Source organism: Mesorhizobium sp. WSM4847 (assembly GCF_055811335.1).
In genome coordinates this window covers 1-22,332 of record NZ_JBVVPY010000025.1, presented here as the reverse complement: position 1 = coordinate 22,332, position 22,332 = coordinate 1, and the positions used below count along the sequence as shown (strand labels likewise).

The following is a 22,332-nucleotide window of genomic DNA, read 5'->3' as shown; positions in this document are numbered from 1 at the left end:
TTATAAAATCGTCCTGGAATGCGGCGGCGATTCTGTGCCCGGCCGCGCCTCGGAAATGCTTATATCGCCCACGGCCAAAATGATGAGGCGCACAGTTACGCTCCGAACGACGCTGCTGATTGCCGCCCCTCTCCTGCTGACGGCGCTGCTGCCGGCCAGGGCCGAGGAGGCGCCTTTCGTCTCCATCGTGACCGACCTTGCTCCGGGCGATCTCCTGAACGTCCGCGCCACGGCATCGGCGATGGGCAAGATCAAGGCTCGGCTGCCGAATGGCACGAGCGTCAACAATCTCGGCTGCAACGACGTCAATGGCTATCGTTGGTGCAAGGTCGCAGAAATTGACAACCCGCAACTGGCGGGATGGGCTCCCGCGCGCTACCTGAACCCCGAGAATCCGGCGGCAGTTGCGGAGGTGGATATCGAAGCGACCGGCGAAAGCACGGCCGCTGCAGCCGGCGACTCGAACCCGGCAACTGCAGATCAGCCACCGCCGGACCTGACGGCGCGCCTGGATGCGACCGGTCGCGAACCCACGATGACTGCCGTTGAGGCAATCGGCAGAGTGGCCATCGAGGATGCTTACCGCCTGGCGCTTTTTGCCAGCGAAAATCCTTCGGCCGGCGAGAAGCAGGCGCCCGCGGCAGCGGACAAGCCCATCCGCAATCGCGCCGCCAATGCGGCGCCTCCGGCCAACGCGCAAACCGTTGCGCGGCTGCAGCCGCCAGGCAGGCCCGCGCCGGCGCTGGGTGCCCGCAACGAGATTCCTTGCGCGCGCCATGTCGGCCAGCCGATGACCAGCTGCAAGGCAGGCGTTGTCCACACGGGCGACAAAGCCGAGATCACCGTGACCTGGCCCGATGGCGGCACCCGGGTCATCAGATTCCAGGCCGGTCGGCCCGCCGGCTCGAACGCATCAGGTGAATTCCGCTACACCCGCGAGGGCGGCCTGAACATCATCCGTGTCGGCGTTGCCGAACGCTTCGAAATCACGGATCAGTGGTTAGGGGAATAGGGCAGTAGGGGAGTAGGGGAATATGTTTGAGGGGCGCGCCCTACTGGCCTACTGCCCTACTGCCCTACACTCCGCATTTTAGGGGGTTACATCCGGCAAAACTCTTCCCTATAAGGCCCTCCTAGCCTGATACCAGAATCGCGAGCACAACCGGCCGGGTCTTCCCGTCCGGTTTTTCGTGCAAGCCGCCTGCCGAACGGACCCTCGATATGCCAAGACGTACCGACATCAAGTCGATCCTGATCATCGGGGCCGGCCCCATTGTCATCGGTCAGGCCTGCGAATTCGACTATTCCGGCACCCAGGCCTGCAAGGCGCTCAAGGAAGAGGGTTTTCGCGTCATCCTGGTCAATTCCAACCCGGCCACCATCATGACCGACCCGGAACTGGCCGACGCCACCTATATCGAGCCGATCACGCCGGAAGTGGTGGCCAAGATCATCGCCAAGGAGCGGCCGGACGCGCTGCTGCCGACCATGGGTGGCCAGACCGCGCTCAACACCGCCCTGTCGCTGCGCCGCATGGGCGTGCTTGAGCGCTACAATGTCGAGATGATCGGCGCCGACGCCACGGCAATAGACAAGGCCGAGGACCGGGCGCTGTTTCGCGAGGCGATGAAGAAGATCGGCCTGGAAACGCCAAAATCGATGCTGGCCAACGCCACCGACGTCAAGAACGCCGACCGCAAGACGCACGAGGCCGAACGCGCTGCGCTGAAGGCCGAGAAGCCCGAAAACCTCGACGCCGCGCTCGACGCGCTGGAAACGCGCTGGAACCTCGGCGAGGGCGACCGCAAGCAGCGCTACATCAGCCATGGCATGGCGATCGCCGCACAGGCGCTCGACCATGTCGGCCTGCCCGCCATCATCCGCCCGTCCTTCACCATGGGCGGCACCGGCGGCGGCATCGCCTACAACCGCGCCGAATTCTACGAGATCGTCCAGTCCGGCCTCGACGCCTCGCCGACCACCGAAGTGCTGATCGAGGAAAGCGTGCTCGGCTGGAAGGAGTACGAGATGGAGGTTGTCCGCGACAAGGCCGACAACTGCATCATCGTCTGCTCGATCGAGAACATCGACCCGATGGGCGTGCACACCGGCGACTCGATCACCGTCGCCCCTGCCCTGACCTTGACCGACAAGGAATACCAGATGATGCGCAACGCCTCGATCGCGGTGCTGCGCGAGATCGGCGTCGAGACCGGCGGCTCCAACGTGCAGTTCGCCGTCAACCCGGCCGACGGGCGCCTGGTGGTGATCGAGATGAACCCGCGCGTCTCGCGCTCCTCGGCACTCGCCTCCAAGGCGACCGGTTTTCCGATCGCCAAGATCGCGGCGAAGCTCGCCGTCGGCTACACGCTGGACGAGTTGGAGAACGACATCACCGGCGGCGCGACGCCGGCCTCGTTCGAGCCGTCGATCGATTACGTCGTCACCAAAATCCCGCGCTTTGCCTTCGAGAAATTCCCCGGCGCCGAGCCGGTGCTGACCACTGCGATGAAGTCGGTCGGCGAGGTCATGGCCATCGGCCGCACATTTCAGGAATCGCTGCAGAAGGCTTTGCGTGGGCTTGAAACCGGCCTGACGGGTCTGGACGAGATCGAGATCCCCGGCATCGCGCACGGCGCGGCCAGCCACGCCGACGACCGCAACGCCATCCGCGCTGCCCTCGGCACGCCGACGCCCGACCGGCTGCGCATGGTGGCGCAAGCGATCCGCATGGGCACCTCTCTGGAAGACGTGCACGCCATGTGCAAGATCGACCCGTGGTTCCTCGAACAGATCGCCGGCATCCTCAACATGGAAGCCCGCATTCGCGAGCACGGCATTCCCGAAGACGCCGCCAATCTGCGCATGCTGAAGGCGATGGGTTTCTCCGATGCCCGCCTCGCGTCCCTGGTCAGGAAAGACGTCGAAGAGGTTCAAAAGATACGTGAAAAGCTCGACGTTCATCCGGTTTACAAGCGCATTGATACTTGCGCCGCCGAGTTCGCCTCGCCGACCGCTTATATGTACTCGACCTATGAGGTGCCCTTCGCCGGCGCGCTCGCCAACGAGGCGCAAGTCTCGTCGCGAAAAAAAGTCGTCATCCTCGGCGGCGGCCCGAACCGCATCGGCCAGGGCATCGAGTTCGACTATTGCTGCTGCCACGCCGCCTTTGCGCTGCGCGACGCCGGCTTCGAGGCGATCATGGTCAACTGCAACCCGGAGACCGTGTCGACCGACTACGACACCTCGGACCGGCTCTATTTCGAGCCGCTGACGCCGGAGGACGTTTTGGAGATCCTGCGCGCCGAGCAGGCGTCGGGCGAGCTGGTCGGCGTCATCGTCCAATTCGGTGGCCAGACGCCGCTGAAGCTGGCGGATGCGCTGGAGAAGGCCGGCATCCCGATCCTCGGCACCTCGCCCGACATGATCGATCTCGCCGAAGACCGCGACCGCTTCCAGAAGTTGTTGCACAAGCTCGGCCTCAGCCAGCCGAAGAACGGCATCGCCTATTCGGTCGAGCAGGCCCGCCTCGTCGCCGGCGAGCTCGGCTTCCCGCTGGTGGTGCGCCCGTCCTATGTGCTCGGCGGCCGCGCCATGCAGATCATCCACGACGAGAGCATGCTGCAATCCTATCTGCTCGACACCGTGCCCGGCCTGGTGCCGGAGGACATCAAGCAGAAATACCCCAACGACAAGACAGGCCAGATCAACACGCTGCTGGGCAAGAACCCGCTGCTGTTCGACACCTATCTCTCGGGCGCCATCGAGGTTGATGTCGACTGCCTGTGCGACGGCAAGTCGACCTTCGTCTCCGGCATATTGGAACACATCGAGGAGGCCGGCATCCATTCGGGCGACAGCGCCTGCTCGCTGCCGGTGCATTCGCTGCCGTCGGAGCTCGTCGACGAATTGGAGCGCCAGACGGCCGCACTTGCCCGCGCGCTCAATGTCGGCGGCCTGATGAACGTGCAGTACGCGATCAAGGACGGCACCGTCTATGTGCTCGAGGTCAACCCGCGCGCGTCGCGCACCGTGCCCTTCGTCGCCAAGACCATTGGCCGGCCCATCGCGAAAATTGCCGCCCGCATCATGGCCGGCGAGAGCCTGGAAGACGCCTTCGCCCATTACGGCGCCATGCCCGACCCCAGAAATCCCGGCCATATCGCGGTCAAGGAAGCAGTGTTCCCCTTCGCCCGCTTCCCCGGCGTCGACATATTGCTCGGCCCGGAAATGCGCTCGACCGGCGAGGTCATGGGCCTCGACCGCGACTTTGCGCTGGCTTTCGCCAAGAGCCAGTTGGGAGCGGGTGTTGATCTCCCCCGCGCCGGCACGCTGTTCGTTTCGGTGCGCGACGAGGACAAGAAGGGCATCCTGCCGGCGGTCAAGCGTCTCGCCGGCCAAGGTTTTAAAGTAATGGCCACCTCGGGCACCGCCCGCTTCCTCGCCGAGAACGGCGTCGCCGCCGAGAAAATAAACAAGGTGCTGGAAGGCCGCCCGCACATCGAGGACGCCATCCGCAACCGCCAGGTGCAGATCGTCTTCAACACCACGGACGGCCAGAAGGCGGTGTCGGACTCGAAATCGCTTCGCAGGGCGACGCTGATGCAGAAGGTGCCGTATTACACGACGCTCTCGGGGGCTGCGGCAGTGGCGGAGGCGATCGCAGCGCTGCGCGCGGGGAGTTTGGAGGTTAGGCCGCTCCAGGAGTATTTTGCCTGAAGCAATTAGCTGATCTCCCCCCAAGTGGGGGAGATGGCCGGCAGGCCAGAGGGGGGCGCGTCCCGCCAACGCTGCGCACCGTGATCCGTCCAAGGCACGCTGTGCCGACGCCGCTCAGTTCAGAAATCCAATAAACCGCCCCGCGAACAGCACCGACGTCCACAGCACCAGCGACAGCAAAGCCAGGATGGTGACGGTCCCGCCGGCCGGCTCGTCGCCGCCTTTTGCGTGGCGCATGAAAATGAGAAAATTGGCGCCGGCGAGGAGTATGAGCGTCATCTTGGTGAGAAAAATCGGCATCGCCGCATACTCCCTCGCCCTGATTGAAAACAGCAGCGACCCGGTGACAAGCGCGCCGGCGAACGCGGTAAATGCGGTGCGGCGCAGCAGCGCGATGAACGCCGCCTGCGGCAGCGAGCGGAAGGCGCCGAGGATCCTTAGGTCCATGAGCCAGATGCTGGTCAGCAGCGCACCGATCGACATGATGTGCAGCGCATTGACTATGGGATAGGCGACGAAGGAGGCCTTCAGCCCCCTTACGATGGCGAGTTGCTCGATGCCTGCGAGGAACTCGTCCATTCAGGCCGGCGGCACGCGGTCGGGATAGACGTCATAAGCCTTGCCGTTGACGATGACGCGGGCTGCTTTCATCCACTTCTCGGTCTCGTCGCGCGAGCGGTGGCCGATCGCGGTCACCTCGTCGCCGACTTTGGCGACCTCCTCGGTGAAGCCGGCGGCCATCGTGCGGGACGGCGGCGCCAAATCCACCCGCCAGGCCTCTCCGTCGGCGTCGACATCCAGCGTGGCGTGCGGATTGCCGATATAGATGGCTGTGATCTTGCCCCGGAGCTCAAAAAACCCATCCTGGGTCCACGACCAGCCGTGATGGGCGTAAGCTGCGGTGCCAGCGGCAAGGATCACTGCCGCTGCCAACGTGACGCTCCGAATCCCGTTGAAAGGTGACTGCATCGCTCGCCTCCTCGGCTCATCCCGCCAATCGAGAGTAGGTCACGGCGCGGCAACGTCAAATCACATCGGTGCGAAGGCTCTGGGCGAAGCTATCGGTTGTCGATGTCGGCGCCGCCCCTCATCTGCCTGCCGGCATCTTCTCCCCGGCAAGAACGGGGAGAAGGGACCTAGCCGCAACGCTGGCACCCCTCTCCCCGTCCTTCACGGGGAGAGGGTGAGGTGAGGGGCAGCGCCAACCCGAAGCGATTGCCCTGCGGAATGAACGGTCCGGTCTTGCTTATGACATCCATGCACGCCATGTTCGACCCCTACCGCCGCTCTTCTTCTCCATCGGATGAAGGTCGGAGACTCACACCTGAACGAGGCAAATTATGAGCAGTATGAGAGACCGTCAGGAAGGCTTCGAAAAGAAGTTTGCGATGGACGAGGACACGAAGTTCAGGGCCATGGCGCGCCGCAACAAGCTGCTCGGCCTATGGGCCGCCGAAAAGCTCGGCAAGTCAGGTGAGGACGCCGACGCCTATGCGAAAGAGGTGGTGCGCGCAGACTTCGAAGAGGCCGGGGACGACGACGTGTTGCGCAAAATACGCGCCGATTTCGACGCTGCGGGCGTCGCCCAGTCGGATGTTCAGATTCGCGGCGTCATGAACGACCTGCTGGCGACGGCGGTCGAGCAGATCAAAAACAGCTGAGAGAGCGCCAACTTAAAGCGCGACGCGACGCGCTTTAAGTTCTCTTTTATGCGTTTCCCAAAACCGCTGCGCATCTCGGGTCAGGCCCAGGGTCAGGCCCGAGGGCATGCGTTTGGGTGACACGCTTAGCTGTGGGCTGCCACCAGATCCTTTAGGCGCTCTTCGTGCATCCGCAGCGTCGGTAGTGTCTTCTTGGCGAATTCCTTCAGCGCCGGGTCTTCACCCGACTGCGCATAGGTTGAAAACAGCGCCAGCGCCTGCTTGTGCGCCTCGGTCTGCAGGAGGATGAATTTCGCCTGGAATTCATCGCCATCGAGGTTCTTGAGCTGGTCGAGCATCGCCTGGTCTTTCGGCAGCAAAGCCGGGCCGCTCGCTGTCACCGAAGCCGTGATCTTGCTCTGTTCGAGAGCTGCCTTGAAATCCTCGCCAGCCTTGATGTGATCCCTGATCATCTGCGAGGCGAAATCCTTCACATCGGCGGCGACATTCTTTTGTTCGGCCAGCTTGCTGGTTTCAATCTCGAACCGGTTGGCGCTGGGGACCGTTCTGGAGAAGGTCTCGGTGTCGATCTTGGTTTGGCCGACAGCAGGTATATCGGCCGGCGTGGCAGATTGGGCGAAGGCCGCCGGCACGCCGGCAAGCAAGGCGACCATGGCAAGCGTGAGATGCGTTTTCACAGGAAATCTCCGGGTTTGTGATCCTCAGAGAGTCCAACGCGACACCAGCGGCGAAGTTGCGCTCTTCCTTCTCCCCTTGTGGGAGAAGGTGGCCGAGCGAAGCTCGGTCGGATGAGGGGTGTTCCAGCTTGGCGGTGCGCTAGGTCGAGCCGCCCATCAGCGCAGAGACCGTGCACATTTGCCAACGCCTCATTTCTTCCAGCACCCCTCATCCGTCTCGGCGCTATGCGCCGATCCACCTTCTCCCACAAGGGGAGAAGGGACGGCCCACTCAGTGGCAGCAGGCGCCGGCATATTGCAGCTGTTCATTCCAGTCCGGCCGGCCCTCCGGTGTGAAATCCATCAGGTTCCACAAGGGCTCGCAAGTGCCGATGGCGCGCGGGTCCTGGCCGGGTTCGGACGGTGCGAAGCCAAGCTCCGAACTCCAGAAATGCCGGATGCCATCGGCGTCGCGATGGAATACCGAAAGCATCGGCAACTGCGCGCCGTCGTCGGCCTCGGCGTGGTAGTCGCGCTTGAAGCTGTTGCCGGCCGACGAGAGCAGCCGCATGTTCGTCCAGCCGCGATCGCGGCCAAGCGTGATCAGGTTTTCAAACGCGGTCTTGCCCACAACCGCGAAATTGAAGCCGGCGGCCTCGAGATGGCCGATGGCGCCGTCGAACTGGTCGAGCAGCGCCGTGCAGGACGGGCATGGCTGGTCGGGCCGCGCGAGCTTGGCAGTGCCGCCGCTTGTCGCCACGTCGCGCGTCTCCTGCGGGTGGCGCGGAAACATCATCGAGTAGACGATCAGCGTGTCCTTGCCGGGTGAAAACAGCTCCGACAGTTTTATGCGGGCCGGCTTGCCGTCGGCGCCAAGCCCGTCGAACACATAATCCTGAGGCACCAGCCCGCCCGGCGGCAGTGCACGGCGGGCGACGGCCACATCCTCCATGGCGCGGCGCAGCTCGATTTCCTTTTGCAGCAGCGTTTCGCGGGCGGCGCGGTATTCAGCGGATTCGTTGGGAAAGGTGATCATCGTCATCTCCATCTGCCGTGCTTTGGCGGCGCGCGCCATAAACGGCAGCGCACCTTGCCTCTCAAGGACGCATCGCGAAGCAGGGTTCCGACATTTTGCACGCCTGGCCCGGCGATGAGGCCTTAACGGCTCCGCCTTCGCCAGCGACAGAGGCTACTGCGGCGGCACCGGGCAGCTCGTGTCACCCTCCTGGCAGTTGAGATAGCCCTGAAAATCCTTCAGCCGGTCGTTGGTGAGGCTCTCCTTGCAGCCGGCGATAACCATCGGATAAATGCTGCCTGCCATATCGGGCGGGCCGACCTGGAAAGCGCATTCGGCATCGCGAAAGGCGACCCAGGCGCGCTGCGCGCCGACCAGCAGCTTCTTCGTCGCAGTGTCATCCTTCAGCCGGCCCTCGATCTGCCTGTAGGCGTGGTTGAGCTTCTTGTCGGCTTCGGTGAACGACTTGCCGGCGCATTCGTTCATGGTCGCCTGGTCCTGTGCGTCGGCGCATTCGTCGGCACGCGCGACGCCCGCAAGAAGCGGAAGGGCGAGGATCACCAGACCGGTTTTGGCCAGACCGGTTTTGGCCAGACTGGTTTTGGCCAGACCCGGTTTGAAAAGTAAAAGCCGCATCGTGTTTCTCCGGTTTCGGTCGAGACCCCGCCCGCGGCACGAAAGCCGCAGGATCGCAGCTTAACGCCCGAACGGTTCCCGGCAAGATGCAGCCTGCTGCCTTGGTGGACACTTCGTTTCCGCAATATGCTCGCTGATCGGCTTCGCCAACCGCTCCTCACCCCGCCCAGTCGACTTCGAACATCCCCAGCCGCTCGTAAAGCCTGACCGCGGCAGCATTCTCAACCGTGTTGGTTTTGAGATCGACATGCGCAGCGCCGCGTGCGTGAAAGGCGGTGAAGACGTGCCACATCAGCGCTTCGGCGATGCCTCGGCCGCGCGCCTCGGGGTGGACGGCAAGGTCTTTGACGAACGCCCTCGTCCAGCACAGTGCCGCCCCCGCCAGTCGCCCCTTGCTGTCGATAACCAGGAAACACAAGGCAGGGTCGAATTCCGCGTCGCTTGAAATGCGCGGCCACCATTCCTCGAACGGCCCGTCGGCGCCATCGTCGAAGACGGTGGTCAGCAGCGCATGCAAAGCGAGCGCGTCGGCGGCCTCAAAACCGCGCATGACGAAACCTTGCGGCCAGCGCGGCGGGGCGAGCGTGTCGTCGAGGATCTTGCGCAGCCTTATGTCGTTCGGCGCCGGCGGGCGCGGCTCAGGCATGGCGTTCAGGCGTCGGGCTGCAGGCGACGCCGACTGCGGTCGCGGCCCAGGCCGGTTTGTTCCAGCATGCCCTTGCGCTTGGCGTCGTAATAATAGCCGCTCTGGTAGAGCCGGTCGGCGCGCTTGGCGTTGCCGCCGGCCACCAGCCAGGCGCCACGCAGATATTTCACCGCATATTTCAGATTGGTCTCGGCGTCGAACAACCCGCTCGCCGGCCCGTCATAGCCCATGCCGCGCGCCGTCGCATGCTTGATCTGCATCAGCCCCCAATGGCCGCGATTGTAGGCCTTGGGATTGAAGGTGCTCTCGCGCTTGACGACGCGGCGCACCAGATCGACCGGAACCTGATAGAGGACGGCATATTTCTCGATCAGCCGCTCGATCTCGCCGCGCGGTCCCGCGGAATACTGTTTGGCAGGGCTGGTCGAAAGCAGGGCGGACGGAGTCTCAGGCAGGGTGTAGGCGACCTGCTGGACGCCTGGCATCGTCTTGCCTGTCTCGCCGGTGACCGGCATCGCAACGGCGGCGGTCGCATAAACAGGCGCTGTGCCGGCTGGCGCGGCATCGGCCGTCATGACTGAAGGTGCAGTTGCGGCCAACGGGGTCGGGCCGGCAAAGGCCGCTGGCTGGGCGGGGGCCGCGGCGGCGTCGACGGCCAGCGCCGCGGTCTGGACAGGCGTGACGCCCGACGATTCCGGCAGCACCGAAACCGTGTCGGGCAGCGCCAGCGCATAGCCGGCGTCGCTACCAACTGCGGCGGTTTCAGTCAGGGAAGGCACGGCCTTGGTCTGCGCGGTCGAAGTGCAGCCGCTGAGACCGGCCGCAGCGAGCATCACGCCGATCGCAGGAAAGATGATTTTTGCTGGCAAGCCGCGCTCGGGTCCGGTTCGTCTGTTAAGAAGTCCTTACACCAGCGGCTTTCCCCCGGCAATCCGCAGCCAGTTGGGATTTCGAATGGTTTTCGGGTGGCAACAGACCCCTGAAAATGCGATATCCGTTCTCGATATGTACTGGACTACCATTCGTTCCTTCGGACAGGAGCACATCATGGAAGGCACCTCTCAAGCCATCGCCGGCCACGCGGTCTTCGAAACCGCGATCGGCTTCATCGGCATCGTCTGGAGCGAGGCCGGGCTGACGAGGCTTTGCCTGCCCCAGCGCAGCCGCGACGCCGTGGAACGGCGGCTGCTGCGCCATGCCGGCAACGCCGCTTCGAGCGCCCGACCGCAATGGGTTGCCGAGCTGATCGCGTCGATAAAGGCCTATGCCGCCGGCGAGGACGTGGATTTCTCCGGTGTGCCGGTCGATCTCACCGGTGTCGACGATTTCCGCCTCGCCATCTACGACGCGGCGCGCAAGCTCGCCTTCGGCGAGACTACCACCTATGGCGAACTGGCCAAGCGCGCCGGCCATGCCGGGCTGGCGCGAGAGACGGGCGCCGCGCTCGGCGCCAACCCGGTGCCGCTGGTCATCCCTTGCCACCGCATTCTTGCCGCCGGCGGCAAGATCGGCGGTTTTTCAGCGTCAGGTGGCTCGACCACCAAGGAGAAGATGCTGGCGATCGAAGGCGTGCGCGTCGGCCCGTCGCCCCCGGCGCAGGTCTCTTTTGGATTTTGAGGCCGACATTGCTAGTCCGGAAAGATGCGCCGGCGGAAATGCCGGTCTGTTTCCACGCGCTTGCATTTGTAGACGATGCAGGAGTTGGTATCGGCGCTTGGCACCGAAGCGCGTACCCTGACCTCGCCCATGTTGCAGAAACTCTCGCTCCGCACATAACGGTCGTAGAGCGGCAGCCCCGGCGTGCGCGTCGACTGATAACGCAGGATGACGGCGCCTTCCCGTGCGATGGTCGCGCGCACCGTGCCGCAGCTCATGCGGCTCGGGTCATAGCGCGAGATCGCCTGCGCCTCGGCGGCGACCAGCGTCAGGCAGGCGGCAAACAGGACAGTTTTCATGGTCCTCTCCCCAAACAGGACCGGACGCTCGGAGGCGGCACGGTCCTTCCCCGCAGCGTGCGCGATAGGCCATGCGACCCGGCGCAACGCCCGACGTTGCAACGCTTTCACGCGACTGGGGCGGCCATTGGGCAGCACGGCATCAGCGCCTTTTTGTGCAGTCTTGTTTTTTGCGGAGAAGCGGACTATATGAGGTCCATTGATATTTCGGCCGATCGATCCGGGCCTCGCGATATTCGCGTTTGCTGACGTCTATCCCCAAAATCTCGATACAAACCGGCTGGACTTTGGTTCGGTCAAGCTAAAGCAAACGTATAAGGACTATCGAAATGGCAACAGGTACGGTCAAGTGGTTCAATTCCACCAAGGGTTTCGGCTTCATCCAGCCTGACAGCGGCGGCGCGGACGTTTTCGTCCACATCTCGGCAGTCGAGCGCGCTGGGCTGTCGACCCTGGTCGAAGGCCAGAAGATCAACTTCGAGATCGAGCAGGACCGCCGCACTGGCAAGTCGTCCGCTGGATCTCTGAGCAAGGCAGCCTGATTTTGCGAATGGCGCGCGCCGGGCGATAGCTCGGGGCGCGCGGCAAGTCACGGATGTACTGACGGTCGCGCGAGAAGCGCGCCGGAGCGGAAAGAACCCGACAAGCCGAAGCAGCAGATTGCTGCCGGCCCGGCCAAAGCGCTCCCGATCAGGCTACCAAGCATGGGAAGGCGGGATTTTGTCCCGCCTTTTTGCTGTCCGGATTTCCGGATGAAACGGCTACCTTGGCCTTACTGTACCAATCATGGTATTTTTGACCAATGAGCAAGCTTGAACAGATTGAGAAATCCGTCGCCGAACTGAGCCCTGAGGAACTGAAGGCATTTGCCGCCTGGTTCGAGGCACTGAAAGCGGAGATGTGGGATCGGCAGATCGAAGCCGACGCCAAGGCTGGCAGGCTGGATAAACTTACCGAGCGGGCCTTGGCCGACCATCGCGCCGGCCGGACCCGGTCTCTGTGACTCATGTCGCCACTCCCTTATTCTGGGAGGCTTATGCAAACTGCCCTCGTCGATCAGAGCAAAGGCGGACAAACGTTTCGCCAAACTGCGTTCTGATCCGTTTCACCCGTCGTTGCATTTCAAACAGGTCGGACGCTATTGGTCGGCGCGGGTTGATCTCAACTACCGCGCCGTAGCTGTCCGCGACCACGATGACGTGGTCTGGTTTTGGATCGGCACCCACTCCGAATATGACCGCCTCCTGAAGTGGCCATAAGGACAGAACTACCCCAGCCACTCCATCGGCACATGCCCAGGATCAGTCTCGACCCGTTTCAGCCAGGCCGCCACCGCCGGGTAGGCGTCGAGCTGAAAACCGCCCATCTCGGCCGTATGCGTATAGGCGTAGAGCGCGATGTCGGCGACGCTCAAGGCCTCGCCGGCAAAGAACGCACTGCCCGCCAGATGCTTGTTCATCACGCCGAGCGCCTTGTTGCCGCGCTCCAGCGTCAGCGCCAGCCGTTCCGGTGTCGCGTCCTTGGCCCGTTCGGGAAAGGTCAGCAGCGCCTTGCGCACCGCGATATAGGGTTCGTGGCTGTATTGCTCGAAGAACAGCCATTGGTAGGCCAATGCTCGCTCGTATTTGTCGGCCGGCAGCAACCGCGTGCCTTCGGCGAGATAGAGCAGAATGGCGTTGGATTCGGCAAGCCGCCGGCCGTCGTCGAGCTCGAGCAGCGGCACCATGGCGTTCGGGTTCTTGGCGACATAGTCTGGCTTGCGCGTGTCGCCGGTGTGCGAGCTGACCTCGACATTGGTGAAAGCGATGCCGAGCTTGGCCATCAACAGGCGCGGCTTGTAGCAATTGCCGCTGTCGATCATTCCATACAGTATGGTCATTCTTGCTCCCATCGCCGCTCCCCTCGGCGGAGCCGCCTTTACCGGCAATTATCCTGGCAGCGACGGCTTCATCCAGTGATTTGTTTTGGCGCAACCATCAGCGCCGGTGATAGATCACCCAAACAACGGCACGACGTTGTTGGCCATGCCAAGCAGCCTGTCTATGGGCAGCGGCTCCTCGTCGAAGACCGTGCCGGCCAGCGCCGGCCGGGCAAGGTAAAATCCTTGCATCAGGTCAACGCCGCCGTCCAACGCGACGCGCAGATGCGTGGCTTGCTCGATGCCTTCGACCAGCACTTTGGCGCCGCGGTCATGCAGCGCGGAGACCAGCGGCCGGAAAAACCGTTCGGCGGCGGCATGGCGGCAGAATTCCGCGAACCAGGTGCCGTCGATCTTGACGATGTCGGGCTGGACAAGAGCGACCCGTTCTTCCGTCGAATGCCCGGTGCCGAAATCGTCGATGGCGATGCGGATGCCGTCACGCCGCATCTCGCGCGCCAGGCTGACGAGCACCTTGTCTTCAGCCGCCTGCTCGGTGATCTCGCAGACCAGCATGCCGGGGTGCAGGTCGAAGTCGGCGAGACGCCTGGTCATCAGCCTGATTTCTGCCAGCGCTCGCCCGGGGTCATCGTTGGTCAGCGGATTGTAGTTGAAGAACAGGTCGAGCCCGCCGACGCCGATGTTGCGGAAATTCCGCAGATGCAGTACCCGGCACATCGTCTCGACGAACAGGCGATCCGCCACGGGGATGCCCTCGAAGAATACGCGCGGCGCGACCGGCCTGCCGGCGCGGTGCGGCTCGATCAGGCCTTCGACGGCGACGGCCTTCAAAAACCTGCCGCGCGGCGCAAAGATCGGCTGGTAGGCGCTCCTCAGCCGGAACGCGCCATAGACGCCATATTCGATCCCGACTTCGTCGGCAAAGATTGCCTCGCCGACATTGCGCCGCCTGTCGGGCCTTTTGGTCATGGCACCACCTTGCGCCCGAAAGCCCGTTTCGGCCGCGGCGAAGGCGAGACGGTCGCAGGCGCCGCGCCGGCGTCAGGCGCCGTCACCGGCATCTGCCTTTCCTTGCCGAAGACTTGGCTTTCGTTGCCGAAAACGTGAAAGCTGGTCGGTGCAAGCTCCGGGCGCGCCAGCGCAAATCCCTGCACCATCGAGGCTCCCGATTTCTCGGCCAGTTCAAGCTGCCAGCCCTCCTCGATGCCCTCGAACACGGTGCGGATGCCTTGCTGTTCGAAACTTGCCACCATGGCGGTCAGCAGCGCGAAGCCGGCGCCGGACTCCATCAGTTGCATGATCCAGTGGGCATCGAATTTGACGATGTCAGGCCTGAGCTCCTTGATCCGGTCGATGTCGGACTCTTCGGCGCCGTAGTCGTCGACCGCGATGCGAAACCCGTTGGCCCTGAGCGCCTCGACGAAATTGTAGAGCGTTTCCTGCGACGCCGACTTTTGCTCGGTCACCTCGCAGACGACGCGGTTCGCATCGATCTCGGCCTCATGCAGCACCAGCCGCATGTCGCGCAGCGCGCTGTCGGCGATGCTGCGATCGGTGAACACCGACGGATCGAAGTTGATGAAAATGAATGCCTCCTGCGGCAGGCAGGCGCCGGCGTTCAAAAGGTGCAGCGTCCTTGTCAGCGCCTCGATATGCAGGCGGTCGACCGTCGGACAGGCGTTGAAAAAACTCACCGGCGTCTGCGGCTCGGCGTCGCGGAACGGCCGGATCAGGCCCTCGAATCCGGTGATGGACAATTTGCCGTTGCTGAAGGCAAAAATCGGCTGGAACGCGCTTTGCAGCGTATAATTGCCCCAGACACCGCTGGCGGTGCCGTCATCGTGGCGGACGATATGGGCAAGCCCGATGCTGCGCGACACGGTTCCTCCCGTTGCGAGACTGGTGGAATGGGTCGTGATCCAGCCGACCGGAGTTTTACCGCGTGTAAGTGAATTTATTGTTGCCGGATTTGCCGGGGATTTGAAGTCTGGCTCATCCGACAATGCTTGCGCTTGGCGGGATGATGCGACATGAGAGACGCCGCGGTCGGACGCACCGCCTGGCCCTACAAGGAGACAACGCCGTCATGGCCTTTCTTGCCGACGCCCTTTCCCGCGTAAAGCCTTCCGCGACCATCGCAGTGACGCAGAAAGCGCGCGAGCTGAAAAACGCCGGCCGTGACGTGATCGGGCTGGGTGCCGGCGAACCGGACTTCGACACGCCGGACAATATCAAGAACGCTGCGATCGAGGCCATCCGCCGCGGCGAAACGAAATATCCTCCGGTGTCCGGCATCGTGCCGCTGCGCGAGGCAATCGCCCAAAAATTCAAGCGAGAGAACAATCTCGATTACCGGCCGGAGCAGACCATCGTCGGCACCGGCGGCAAGCAGATCCTGTTCAATGCCTTCATGGCGACGCTGAACCCCGGCGACGAGGTCATCATTCCGAGGCCGTACTGGGTCAGCTATCCCGAGATGGTAGCGATCTGCGGCGGCACCCCGGCATTTGCCGACACCTCCATCGACAACGGCTTCAAGCTGACGGCGGCGGCGTTGCAAAAGGCGATCACGCCGCGCACCAAATGGTTGTTGATGAACTCACCGTCGAACCCGTCGGGCGCCGCCTACAGCGAGGCTGAGTTGCGCGCTCTGGCCGACGTGCTGCTCGAACACCCCAATGTCTGGGTGCTGACCGACGACATGTACGAGCACCTGATCTACGGCGATTTCGTCTTCACGACCATCGCCGAGGTCGAGCCGAAGCTTTATGAGCGCACCCTGACCATGAACGGCGTGTCGAAGGCCTATGCGATGACTGGCTGGCGCATAGGCTATGCGGCCGGGCCGGTGGCGCTGATCAAGGCGATGGACATGATCCAGGGCCAGCAGACCTCCGGCGCCTGCACCATTGCCCAGTGGGCATCGGTCGAGGCGCTGAACGGTCCGCAGGATTTCATTGGGAAAAATAAGGCGATTTTCCAGGCTCGGCGCGATCTCGTCGTGTCGATGCTCAATCAGGCGCGCGGCATCACATGTCCGTCTCCCGAAGGGGCTTTCTACGTCTATCCGTCCTGTTCCCAGTTGATCGGCAAGAAGACCAAAGCCGGCAAGCTGATCGACAGCGACGAAGCCTTCTGCTCGGAACTGCTCGAGGCCGAGGGCGTGGCGGTCGTGTTCGGTTCGGCATTCGGCCTCGGCCCGAACTTCCGCATCTCCTATGCCACGTCGGAGGCGTTGCTCGAAGAGGCCTGCGCCCGCATCCAGCGCTTCACCGCCTCGCTGACCTGATCAAGCGCATCTCGAACACCAAAACCCGGCTCGCAATCGGGTTTTGGCGGTCGGCGCCAGCCTCATCCCTGGCGACTGTGATTGGTTTCGCGCGCCGAACGAGCCTCGGCCGGCGCCAGAATGGCGGCCAGAAGCCCGGCCGTGACGAACGAAACGATGGCGGCCGTCAGCATCGCCGCATGGAAGCCCCCGGCATAGGCGGCTGCGAACAGATCGAGCAGGCCGTCCTTGCCCATCGCCGCATCGGCTGCGAAATCGTGCCTTGAAACCGCGGCGCGGGCCACCGCTCCGGCATTGGCGACACCGGCATTTTCAAGACGCGCCGTCAGCAGGGCTGTTGCCCGCATGCTCATTAAGGCGCCGAGCAGGGCGATGCCGATGGCGGTGCCGCCCTGGCGGGTTGCGTTGATCACCGCCGACACCATGCCCGAACGCTCGCGCGGCGCAAACGACATCGCGGCAGCGCTGCCGGTCGGGATGGACAGCGCATTGCCGAGGCCGCCGACGGCAAACAGCAGGCCGATCGTCACATAGGGTGTCGAGGGTCCAACCCAGCACATGCCCAGCATGGAAAGACCGCTCGCAAGATAACCCGATGTCATCAGCGCCGAGTGTCCGTAGCGCTGACTGAGCCTGCCGATCGCCGGCGACACGACCATTTGGACGAGGAACAGCGGTGCCATGCGCAGGCCGGTCTGTGTCGGCGACCAGCCCTGTGCCTGCTGCAGGAACATCGAATAGAGGAAGACGCCGGTGTAGGAGGTGAGGCCGAGCGCGAACGAGGCGACATTGGCGACGGCGAAGCGAACGTCGCGAAACAGGCCAAGCGGCAGCATCGGCCGCGGCGTACGCGCCTCAAAGACAAGGAAGGCTGCCAGGCCGGCGAAGCCGACGACAAGGGCGATAACAGCCTCTCGATCGCCCCAACCTTTTTCGCCTGCCGATATCAGGCCGAAGGTCAAGGCGCCCAGCCACAGAATGCTGAGCGCCAGGCCGACAAGGTCGAGATGGGCATGATGGGGTGCGAAGTCTCTACGATCGAAGCCGCACCGAGCGCGATCGTGGCCAGGCCGAGCGGCAGGTTGATCAGGAAAATGCTCTGCCATCCGGCGGTTTCGACCAGGATGCCGCCGACGACCGGGCCAGTGAGCAGCGAGACAGCTGCGAACGACGCCCAGCCTCCGATAACGCCGGCACGCTCGCGACCGTCGGGAAACGCCTGCGTCAGAATCGACAGCGCACCCGGAATGATCAGCGATCCGGCTATCCCTTGCACCACCCGGCCCACCAGCAGCACCGACAGGTTGGGCGCGATTGCACATATGGCAGAGCCAGCCACGAAGATGCCGATGCCTGCCAGCCAGGAGCGCTTGCGCCCGTAGCGGTCGCCGATCAGGCCTGCCGACAGCATGAAGGCCGACAGGCAAAGCGTGTAGGCGTCGATCACCCATTGCAGCCCGGCGAAATCGATGCCGAGCGCAATCTGGATCGTCGGCAGGGCGACGTTGACGATGCTGATGTCGAGCAGTGCGACGAATGTGCCGAGATAGACTGCGGCAACAAGAGGCAAGCGACGGTTCGACATGAAACCCAAACCTGAGCGTGGAAATCACCTACAATGATCAGACGCGACCAATGATCAGACGAGACGCGCTTTTAGGTCCGATCAACGCCGCCATACTGCTCGTCGGTCACCTTCTCCAGCCAGTCGGCATGGACGCCGTCGAGCGCCTCCTGCATGGCGATATGGGCCATCGCCGATTTTGGACCGGCGCCGTGCCAATGCTTTTCGTCAGGCGCAAACGAGATGACGTCGCCGGCCCTGATTGCCTGTATCGGCTCGCCCCAGCTTTGCGCCAGGCCGGCGCCTGACACGACATAGAGCGTCTGGCCCAACGGATGCGTATGCCAGTGGGTACGCGCGCCGGGCTCGAAACCGACCATGATGGCGCGTAGCCGCGCCGGCGCTTCCTTCTCGATGATCGGCGTCTGCCACACGCGGCCGGTGAAGTACTTTTCCGGCGCAATGACGGTCGGCACGCTGCCGCAAGCAATGATCTTCATCGTCGCAAAGTCCTCAAACTGATGGCGGATCGGTCGGCGACGACCGTTCCTTTTTGTCGCAGGAAGCGGCACTTTCATCCGATAACCCATCATGGCGCAACCGCTTTTGCGGCTGTTCGGCGACGGACCCTGTCACGGCATTGACGGAAAGCCCAGGCCCGCATTCGACGGCTTCGCCGATCATGGCTCAACATCCGCGACATCAGGCGATCCCCCGATTCTCAAATCACCCGATTCTCAAATCACTTGCCCTCCCGCCTAACCCGTGGGACGATGCCTTTGGGTAGGCGGCAAACTGAAAAAAGCCCCGCCCGCGACGGTCGACAGGCCGGCCGCCGCTCCCAGGGAAACGCCTGAGTGGAGGTCAGTCATGGGAACTCGCGCCGGAGGACGACGCACGGGACCGAAATGCATTGCCATCGTCGGTCCCTTTGCAAGCGGTAAGACGACACTTCTCGAAGCCATATTGGCCCGCACGGGCGCCATCCCCCGCCAGAATCCGGTCTCCTCGGGAAACACAGTTTCCGATCATTCGCCCGAGGCACGCGCCCACGCCATGAGCGTTGAGGCGACGTTTGCCACCACCGACTTCATGGGCGAGCAACTCACTTTCGTCGATTGTCCCGGCTCCATCGAATTCTCCTTCGAGGCAGAGCCGGTTCTGGCCGCCTGCGACATCGCCGTGGTCGTCGCCGAAGCCGACGAGAAGAAGATCCCTGCCCTGCAGCTGATCATGCGCAAGCTCGATGATCTCGGCGTGCCGCGCATCATGTTCCTCAACAAGGTCGACAAGGCGATATCAGGCGTGCGCGACACGCTGAAGATGTTGCAGCCGGCAAGCTCGGTGCCTTTGCTGCTGCGCCAGATTCCGCTGCGCAAGGACGGCGTGGTGATCGGCTCGATCGATCTGGCGCTGGAGCGCGCCTACATCTATCGCGAATATGCCGAAAGCGAAGTCGCCCAGATTCCCAGCGACGACAAGGCGCGCGAACTCGAAGCGCGCTTTTCCATGCTGGAGACGCTCGCCGACCATGATGATCAACTGATGGAGCAGCTGCTCGACGAAATCGAGCCGCCCAAGGACGCCATCTTCGACGACCTGGCCGCCGACTTGCGCGATGGTGCCGTGACGCCGGTGCTGATCGGCACCGCCGAGAAGGGCAATGGTGTGCTGCGGCTGCTAAAAACGATCCGCCACGACGCGCCTGATGTTGAAGCAACATGCAAGCGCCTCGACGCAGCTGACGGCAATGCGACCGTCGTCCAGGTGATGAAGACCATCCACACCGCGCATGGCGGCAAGCTGTCGATCTCGCGCATCCTGTCCGGCCAACTTGCCGACGCCTCCGAACTCTTCCTGTCGAACGGCGCGACGGCAAAGGTCTCCGGCATCTACAGAATGCTCGGCAAGGACCAGACCAAGCTCACCTCGGCCCCGGCCGGCGACACGGTCGCGCTCGGCAAGATGGACGAGGTCACGACCGGTCAGACCTTGAGCTCGGTCAAGGGCGGCATCAAGCCCTTGGTCACGCTGACGCCGCCGCAGCCGGTCTATGCCTTTGCGTTGCGACCGAAGGAACGCAAGGACGAGGTCAAGATGTCGGCGGCCATCCAGCGCCTTGCCGAGGAAGATCCCTCGCTCAGCGTGCGCCACAATCAGGATTCGGCTGAAACCGTGCTGTCGGGCCATGGCGAAATGCATCTGCGTGTCGTGCGCGAGCGGCTGGAGGGCAAGAACCAGATTCCGGTCGAAGGCCATCCGCCGGCCGTGCCTTACCGCGAGACGATCCGCAAAGCGGCGCAGCAGCGTGGCCGTCACAAGAAGCAGTCGGGCGGCCATGGCCAGTTCGGCGACGTGGTGATCGAGATCAAGCCGCTGCCGCGCGGCTCCGGTTTCCAGTTCACCGACACCATCACCGGCGGCGCCGTGCCGAAAACCTATATCCAGTCGGTCGAGGCCGGCGTGCGTGATTATCTGAAATCGGGCCCGCTCGGCTTTCCGGTGGTCGACGTCGCCGTCAACCTGTCCGACGGCTCCTATCATTCCGTCGATTCGTCGGACATGGCCTTCCAGATGGCGGCAAAGCTGGCGATGAAGGAAGGCATGGCCGCCTGCTCGCCGGTGCTGCTTGAACCGATCATGAAGGTGGAAATCGTCACGCCGTCCGACGCGACATCGAAAATCATCGCCCTGATCCCGCAGCGGCGCGGCCAAATCCTCGGCTATGATGCGCGGCCCGGCTGGCCGGGATGGGATGTCGTCGAGGCGACCATGCCGCAGGCCGAGATCGGCGATCTGATCATCGAGCTGCGTTCGGCCACCGCGGGCGTGGCCAGCTACCGTGCCAGCTTCGACCATATGGCCGAACTCACCGGCCGCCTGGCCGACGAGGCGTTGAACGCCAATGGCAAGGCTGCCTGACACTTGAACTTGGCGACGGTCAGGCTGCAGAACACAAGGAAACGGCGTCCGGAAATGATCCGGACGCCGTTCTCTTGCGGACCGTCTTCGTGGGAGGCGAAATGGCAGGTCCGCCGCACATGCCGCCAACGCTTGACAGCCTCAGCGGAAGAATAGTTCGGACGCGGCAGCCGCCTGAGCCCGGATCGTCCGAGTGATGCCCCCATCTCCCGCACGAACCACACCGCGTCCTATGATCTGCTTAGTCGATGCTGCGCGCCTGCGACATGTTACCTGAGGTTACATGTCACTGTTACATGACAATTTCGGTCGGCTTTGCGTCAGCGCCGGCAGGGTTCGGGATACAAAAAAGCCGGATCAACGAAGATCCGGCTGAGTTTGATTGGAAGTGCCTGTTAAGGCTAACCTCCAGAGGGGAACACTCGAGGGCGCTAATGGGAGGAGAACGCGCCCAGGAGATGGTCCATATATGTGCTCATCATGCCCAAGAAACAAGCATCTATTTTGCAACACTCGCATGCAAAATGACACAGGCTGTGGTCTAAGCCGTTGCTTGGCCTCGTAGGACCAGAAGAATCGCGAAATGCGGTGCGCAGCCAGTCAAGAATCACTGCCAAATAGCGAACCAGCGCCGATTTCGGTCCAGAACGCAGAAAACAACGAATGATGGCGAATCAGGCAGCGCGCGTTTATTTTTGCGGCAGCCATGCATCGGCCCGAAAATCGCGCCGAAGGAAGCCCCGATGAGGACCCGTCAGGCGATCGCCGGCAGCGCGCTGTTCTTCATCGCAGCGCCCGGTGTGGTCGCGGGATTGCTGCCCTGGCTGTTGACCGACCGCTATCGCATGCCATGGTCGACCCTGTCCGGCCTGGTCCCGGTCGGCTGGTTACTGATTGTCGTCGCAACGGCCTTGCTGCTTCATGCCTTTGCCCGTTTTGCTCTCGAAGGCCGAGGCACCCCCGCTCCGGTCGCCCCAACCGATCGACTGGTTGTCGGCGGCATCTACCGCCATGTCCGCAACCCGATGTATGTGGCCGTGCTGGCGATCATCCTTGGCCAGGCGCTGCTGTTTTCGAGCGCGGCTCTCGTCGCCTATGCCGCTATCGCCGCCGTCGCCATGGTCTCGTTCGTGAAGTTCCATGAGGAACCGACGCTTGCCCGCCGCTATGGCGCCGAGTACGAGGCCTACCGCCATGCCGTTCCAGGCTGGCTCCCCCGCCTGACGCCATGGCGCGAATAATTTCAGACGAGCGTGAACGTCAAAGAGATTGACTGCCAAGATTGCGCTGCCCCTCACCTGCCTGCCGGCATCTTCTCCCCGTATAGTGACGGGGAGAAAGATGCCGTTGTCCGAACCGGATAGATAGGTAACAGAATGGACTGATTGCA

At 63.2% G+C, this 22,332-nt stretch carries 23 protein-coding genes and 1 pseudogene; 10 read left to right on the top strand and 14 right to left on the bottom strand.

Going from position 1 to position 22,332, the window contains the following annotated elements; all coding sequences use genetic code 11:
* The first annotated feature begins 241 nt into the window (after nt 1-241).
* Together AC0L28_RS28120 and carB are read left to right on the top strand one after the other, a co-directional pair.
* Nucleotides 242-1,012, top strand: coding sequence for an SH3 domain-containing protein (locus AC0L28_RS28120; RefSeq protein WP_473481494.1), 771 nt, complete (start codon nt 242-244; stop codon nt 1,010-1,012).
* 209 nt (nt 1,013-1,221) lie between these two features.
* Nucleotides 1,222-4,719: a carbamoyl-phosphate synthase large subunit gene (gene carB / locus AC0L28_RS28115; RefSeq protein WP_023799773.1), complete on the top strand. Its 3,498-nt coding sequence runs from the start codon at nt 1,222-1,224 to the stop codon at nt 4,717-4,719.
* Between the two features lie 114 nt (nt 4,720-4,833).
* Here the strand turns inward: carB and AC0L28_RS28110 are convergent, their stop codons facing one another.
* Nucleotides 4,834-5,298: a hypothetical protein gene (locus AC0L28_RS28110; protein WP_287230893.1), complete on the bottom strand. Its 465-nt coding sequence runs from the start codon at nt 5,296-5,298 to the stop codon at nt 4,834-4,836.
* Entirely contained in the window at nt 5,299-5,688 is a 390-nt protein-coding gene (locus AC0L28_RS28105; protein WP_023799775.1) for a DUF6152 family protein, read from the bottom strand.
* A gap of 371 nt (nt 5,689-6,059) precedes the next feature.
* On the opposite strand from AC0L28_RS28105, the gene AC0L28_RS28100 reads away from it, so the two are divergent.
* On the top strand, nt 6,060-6,380 hold the full coding sequence (locus AC0L28_RS28100) for a DUF1476 domain-containing protein (protein ID WP_031255188.1): 321 nt from the start codon (nt 6,060-6,062) through the stop codon (nt 6,378-6,380).
* A gap of 125 nt (nt 6,381-6,505) precedes the next feature.
* Here the strand turns inward: AC0L28_RS28100 and AC0L28_RS28095 are convergent, their stop codons facing one another.
* The 5 genes from AC0L28_RS28095 to AC0L28_RS28075 all read right to left on the bottom strand — a co-directional run bounded on the left by AC0L28_RS28095 (nt 6,506) and on the right by AC0L28_RS28075 (nt 10,202).
* Nucleotides 6,506-7,057 carry a DUF4142 domain-containing protein gene (locus AC0L28_RS28095; RefSeq protein ID WP_287230890.1) on the bottom strand — a complete coding sequence of 184 codons (552 nt, stop codon included), beginning with the start codon at nt 7,055-7,057 and terminating at the stop codon, nt 6,506-6,508.
* Between the two features lie 271 nt (nt 7,058-7,328).
* Complete coding sequence (locus tag AC0L28_RS28090) at nt 7,329-8,072, bottom strand: DUF899 family protein (protein ID WP_287230887.1); 744 nt, start codon at nt 8,070-8,072, stop codon at nt 7,329-7,331.
* A 153-nt stretch (nt 8,073-8,225) separates the two neighbouring features.
* Nucleotides 8,226-8,687 (bottom strand): lysozyme inhibitor LprI family protein, encoded by a 462-nt coding sequence (locus tag AC0L28_RS28085; RefSeq protein ID WP_287230885.1) that lies wholly within the window; start codon nt 8,685-8,687, stop codon nt 8,226-8,228.
* A gap of 157 nt (nt 8,688-8,844) precedes the next feature.
* Nucleotides 8,845-9,333, bottom strand: a complete 489-nt coding sequence (locus AC0L28_RS28080; protein ID WP_473481493.1) for a GNAT family N-acetyltransferase — start codon at nt 9,331-9,333, stop codon at nt 8,845-8,847.
* A gap of 5 nt (nt 9,334-9,338) precedes the next feature.
* Complete coding sequence (locus tag AC0L28_RS28075) at nt 9,339-10,202, bottom strand: transglycosylase SLT domain-containing protein (RefSeq protein ID WP_473481492.1); 864 nt, start codon at nt 10,200-10,202, stop codon at nt 9,339-9,341.
* 178 nt (nt 10,203-10,380) lie between these two features.
* Here AC0L28_RS28075 and AC0L28_RS28070 point away from each other — a divergent pair, with 178 nt between their 5' ends.
* Nucleotides 10,381-10,950, top strand: coding sequence for a methylated-DNA--[protein]-cysteine S-methyltransferase (locus tag AC0L28_RS28070; RefSeq protein WP_287230876.1), 570 nt, complete (start codon nt 10,381-10,383; stop codon nt 10,948-10,950).
* An 11-nt stretch (nt 10,951-10,961) separates the two neighbouring features.
* Here AC0L28_RS28070 and AC0L28_RS28065 read toward each other — a convergent pair whose 3' ends face one another.
* Nucleotides 10,962-11,288 carry a hypothetical protein gene (locus tag AC0L28_RS28065; RefSeq protein WP_287176003.1) on the bottom strand — a complete coding sequence of 109 codons (327 nt, stop codon included), beginning with the start codon at nt 11,286-11,288 and terminating at the stop codon, nt 10,962-10,964.
* Nucleotides 11,289-11,617: 329 nt separating this feature from the next.
* Here AC0L28_RS28065 and AC0L28_RS28060 point away from each other — a divergent pair, with 329 nt between their 5' ends.
* From AC0L28_RS28060 to AC0L28_RS28050, 3 genes and pseudogenes are all read left to right on the top strand, one after another.
* The gene (locus tag AC0L28_RS28060; RefSeq protein ID WP_023678332.1) at nt 11,618-11,830 is read left to right on the top strand and encodes a cold-shock protein; all 213 of its coding nucleotides are present in this window, start codon (nt 11,618-11,620) and stop codon (nt 11,828-11,830) included.
* A 260-nt stretch (nt 11,831-12,090) separates the two neighbouring features.
* Nucleotides 12,091-12,291, top strand: coding sequence for a hypothetical protein (locus tag AC0L28_RS28055; protein ID WP_473481491.1), 201 nt, complete (start codon nt 12,091-12,093; stop codon nt 12,289-12,291).
* Nucleotides 12,288-12,547 (top strand): annotated as a pseudogene (locus AC0L28_RS28050) (type II toxin-antitoxin system RelE family toxin). Before AC0L28_RS28055 ends, AC0L28_RS28050 begins: the two are co-directional and overlap by 4 nt.
* An 8-nt stretch (nt 12,548-12,555) precedes the next feature.
* Here the strand turns inward: AC0L28_RS28050 and AC0L28_RS28045 are convergent.
* The 3 genes from AC0L28_RS28045 to AC0L28_RS28035 form a co-directional block, all read right to left on the bottom strand.
* Nucleotides 12,556-13,167, bottom strand: coding sequence for a glutathione S-transferase family protein (locus AC0L28_RS28045; protein ID WP_091595299.1), 612 nt, complete (start codon nt 13,165-13,167; stop codon nt 12,556-12,558).
* Nucleotides 13,168-13,281: 114 nt separating this feature from the next.
* Complete coding sequence (locus AC0L28_RS28040) at nt 13,282-14,136, bottom strand: EAL domain-containing protein (RefSeq protein ID WP_473481490.1); 855 nt, start codon at nt 14,134-14,136, stop codon at nt 13,282-13,284.
* Nucleotides 14,133-15,047 carry an EAL domain-containing protein gene (locus AC0L28_RS28035; RefSeq protein ID WP_128169577.1) on the bottom strand — a complete coding sequence of 305 codons (915 nt, stop codon included), beginning with the start codon at nt 15,045-15,047 and terminating at the stop codon, nt 14,133-14,135. Before AC0L28_RS28035 ends, AC0L28_RS28040 begins: the two co-directional genes overlap by 4 nt.
* A gap of 206 nt (nt 15,048-15,253) precedes the next feature.
* Between AC0L28_RS28035 and AC0L28_RS28030 the strand changes: the two genes are divergently transcribed.
* Nucleotides 15,254-16,456, top strand: coding sequence for a pyridoxal phosphate-dependent aminotransferase (locus AC0L28_RS28030; RefSeq protein WP_473481489.1), 1,203 nt, complete (start codon nt 15,254-15,256; stop codon nt 16,454-16,456).
* Nucleotides 16,457-16,518: 62 nt separating this feature from the next.
* On the opposite strand, the gene AC0L28_RS28025 is transcribed toward AC0L28_RS28030, so the two are convergent.
* The 3 genes from AC0L28_RS28025 to AC0L28_RS28015 form a co-directional block, all read right to left on the bottom strand.
* Nucleotides 16,519-17,418: an MFS transporter gene (locus AC0L28_RS28025; RefSeq protein WP_473481488.1), complete on the bottom strand. Its 900-nt coding sequence runs from the start codon at nt 17,416-17,418 to the stop codon at nt 16,519-16,521.
* Nucleotides 17,415-18,041 carry an MFS transporter gene (locus AC0L28_RS28020; RefSeq protein WP_473481487.1) on the bottom strand — a complete coding sequence of 209 codons (627 nt, stop codon included), beginning with the start codon at nt 18,039-18,041 and terminating at the stop codon, nt 17,415-17,417. Before AC0L28_RS28020 ends, AC0L28_RS28025 begins: the two co-directional genes overlap by 4 nt.
* 71 nt (nt 18,042-18,112) lie before the next feature.
* Nucleotides 18,113-18,520 (bottom strand): (R)-mandelonitrile lyase, encoded by a 408-nt coding sequence (locus AC0L28_RS28015; protein WP_023799792.1) that lies wholly within the window; start codon nt 18,518-18,520, stop codon nt 18,113-18,115.
* 370 nt (nt 18,521-18,890) lie between these two features.
* Between AC0L28_RS28015 and AC0L28_RS28010 the strand changes: the two genes are divergently transcribed.
* Both AC0L28_RS28010 and AC0L28_RS28005 read left to right on the top strand, forming a co-directional pair.
* Complete coding sequence (locus tag AC0L28_RS28010; RefSeq protein WP_128169579.1) at nt 18,891-20,942, top strand: elongation factor G; 2,052 nt, start codon at nt 18,891-18,893, stop codon at nt 20,940-20,942.
* A gap of 743 nt (nt 20,943-21,685) precedes the next feature.
* On the top strand, nt 21,686-22,183 hold the full coding sequence (locus AC0L28_RS28005; RefSeq protein WP_473481486.1) for a methyltransferase family protein: 498 nt from the start codon (nt 21,686-21,688) through the stop codon (nt 22,181-22,183).
* Nucleotides 22,184-22,332: the final 149 nt, after the last annotated feature.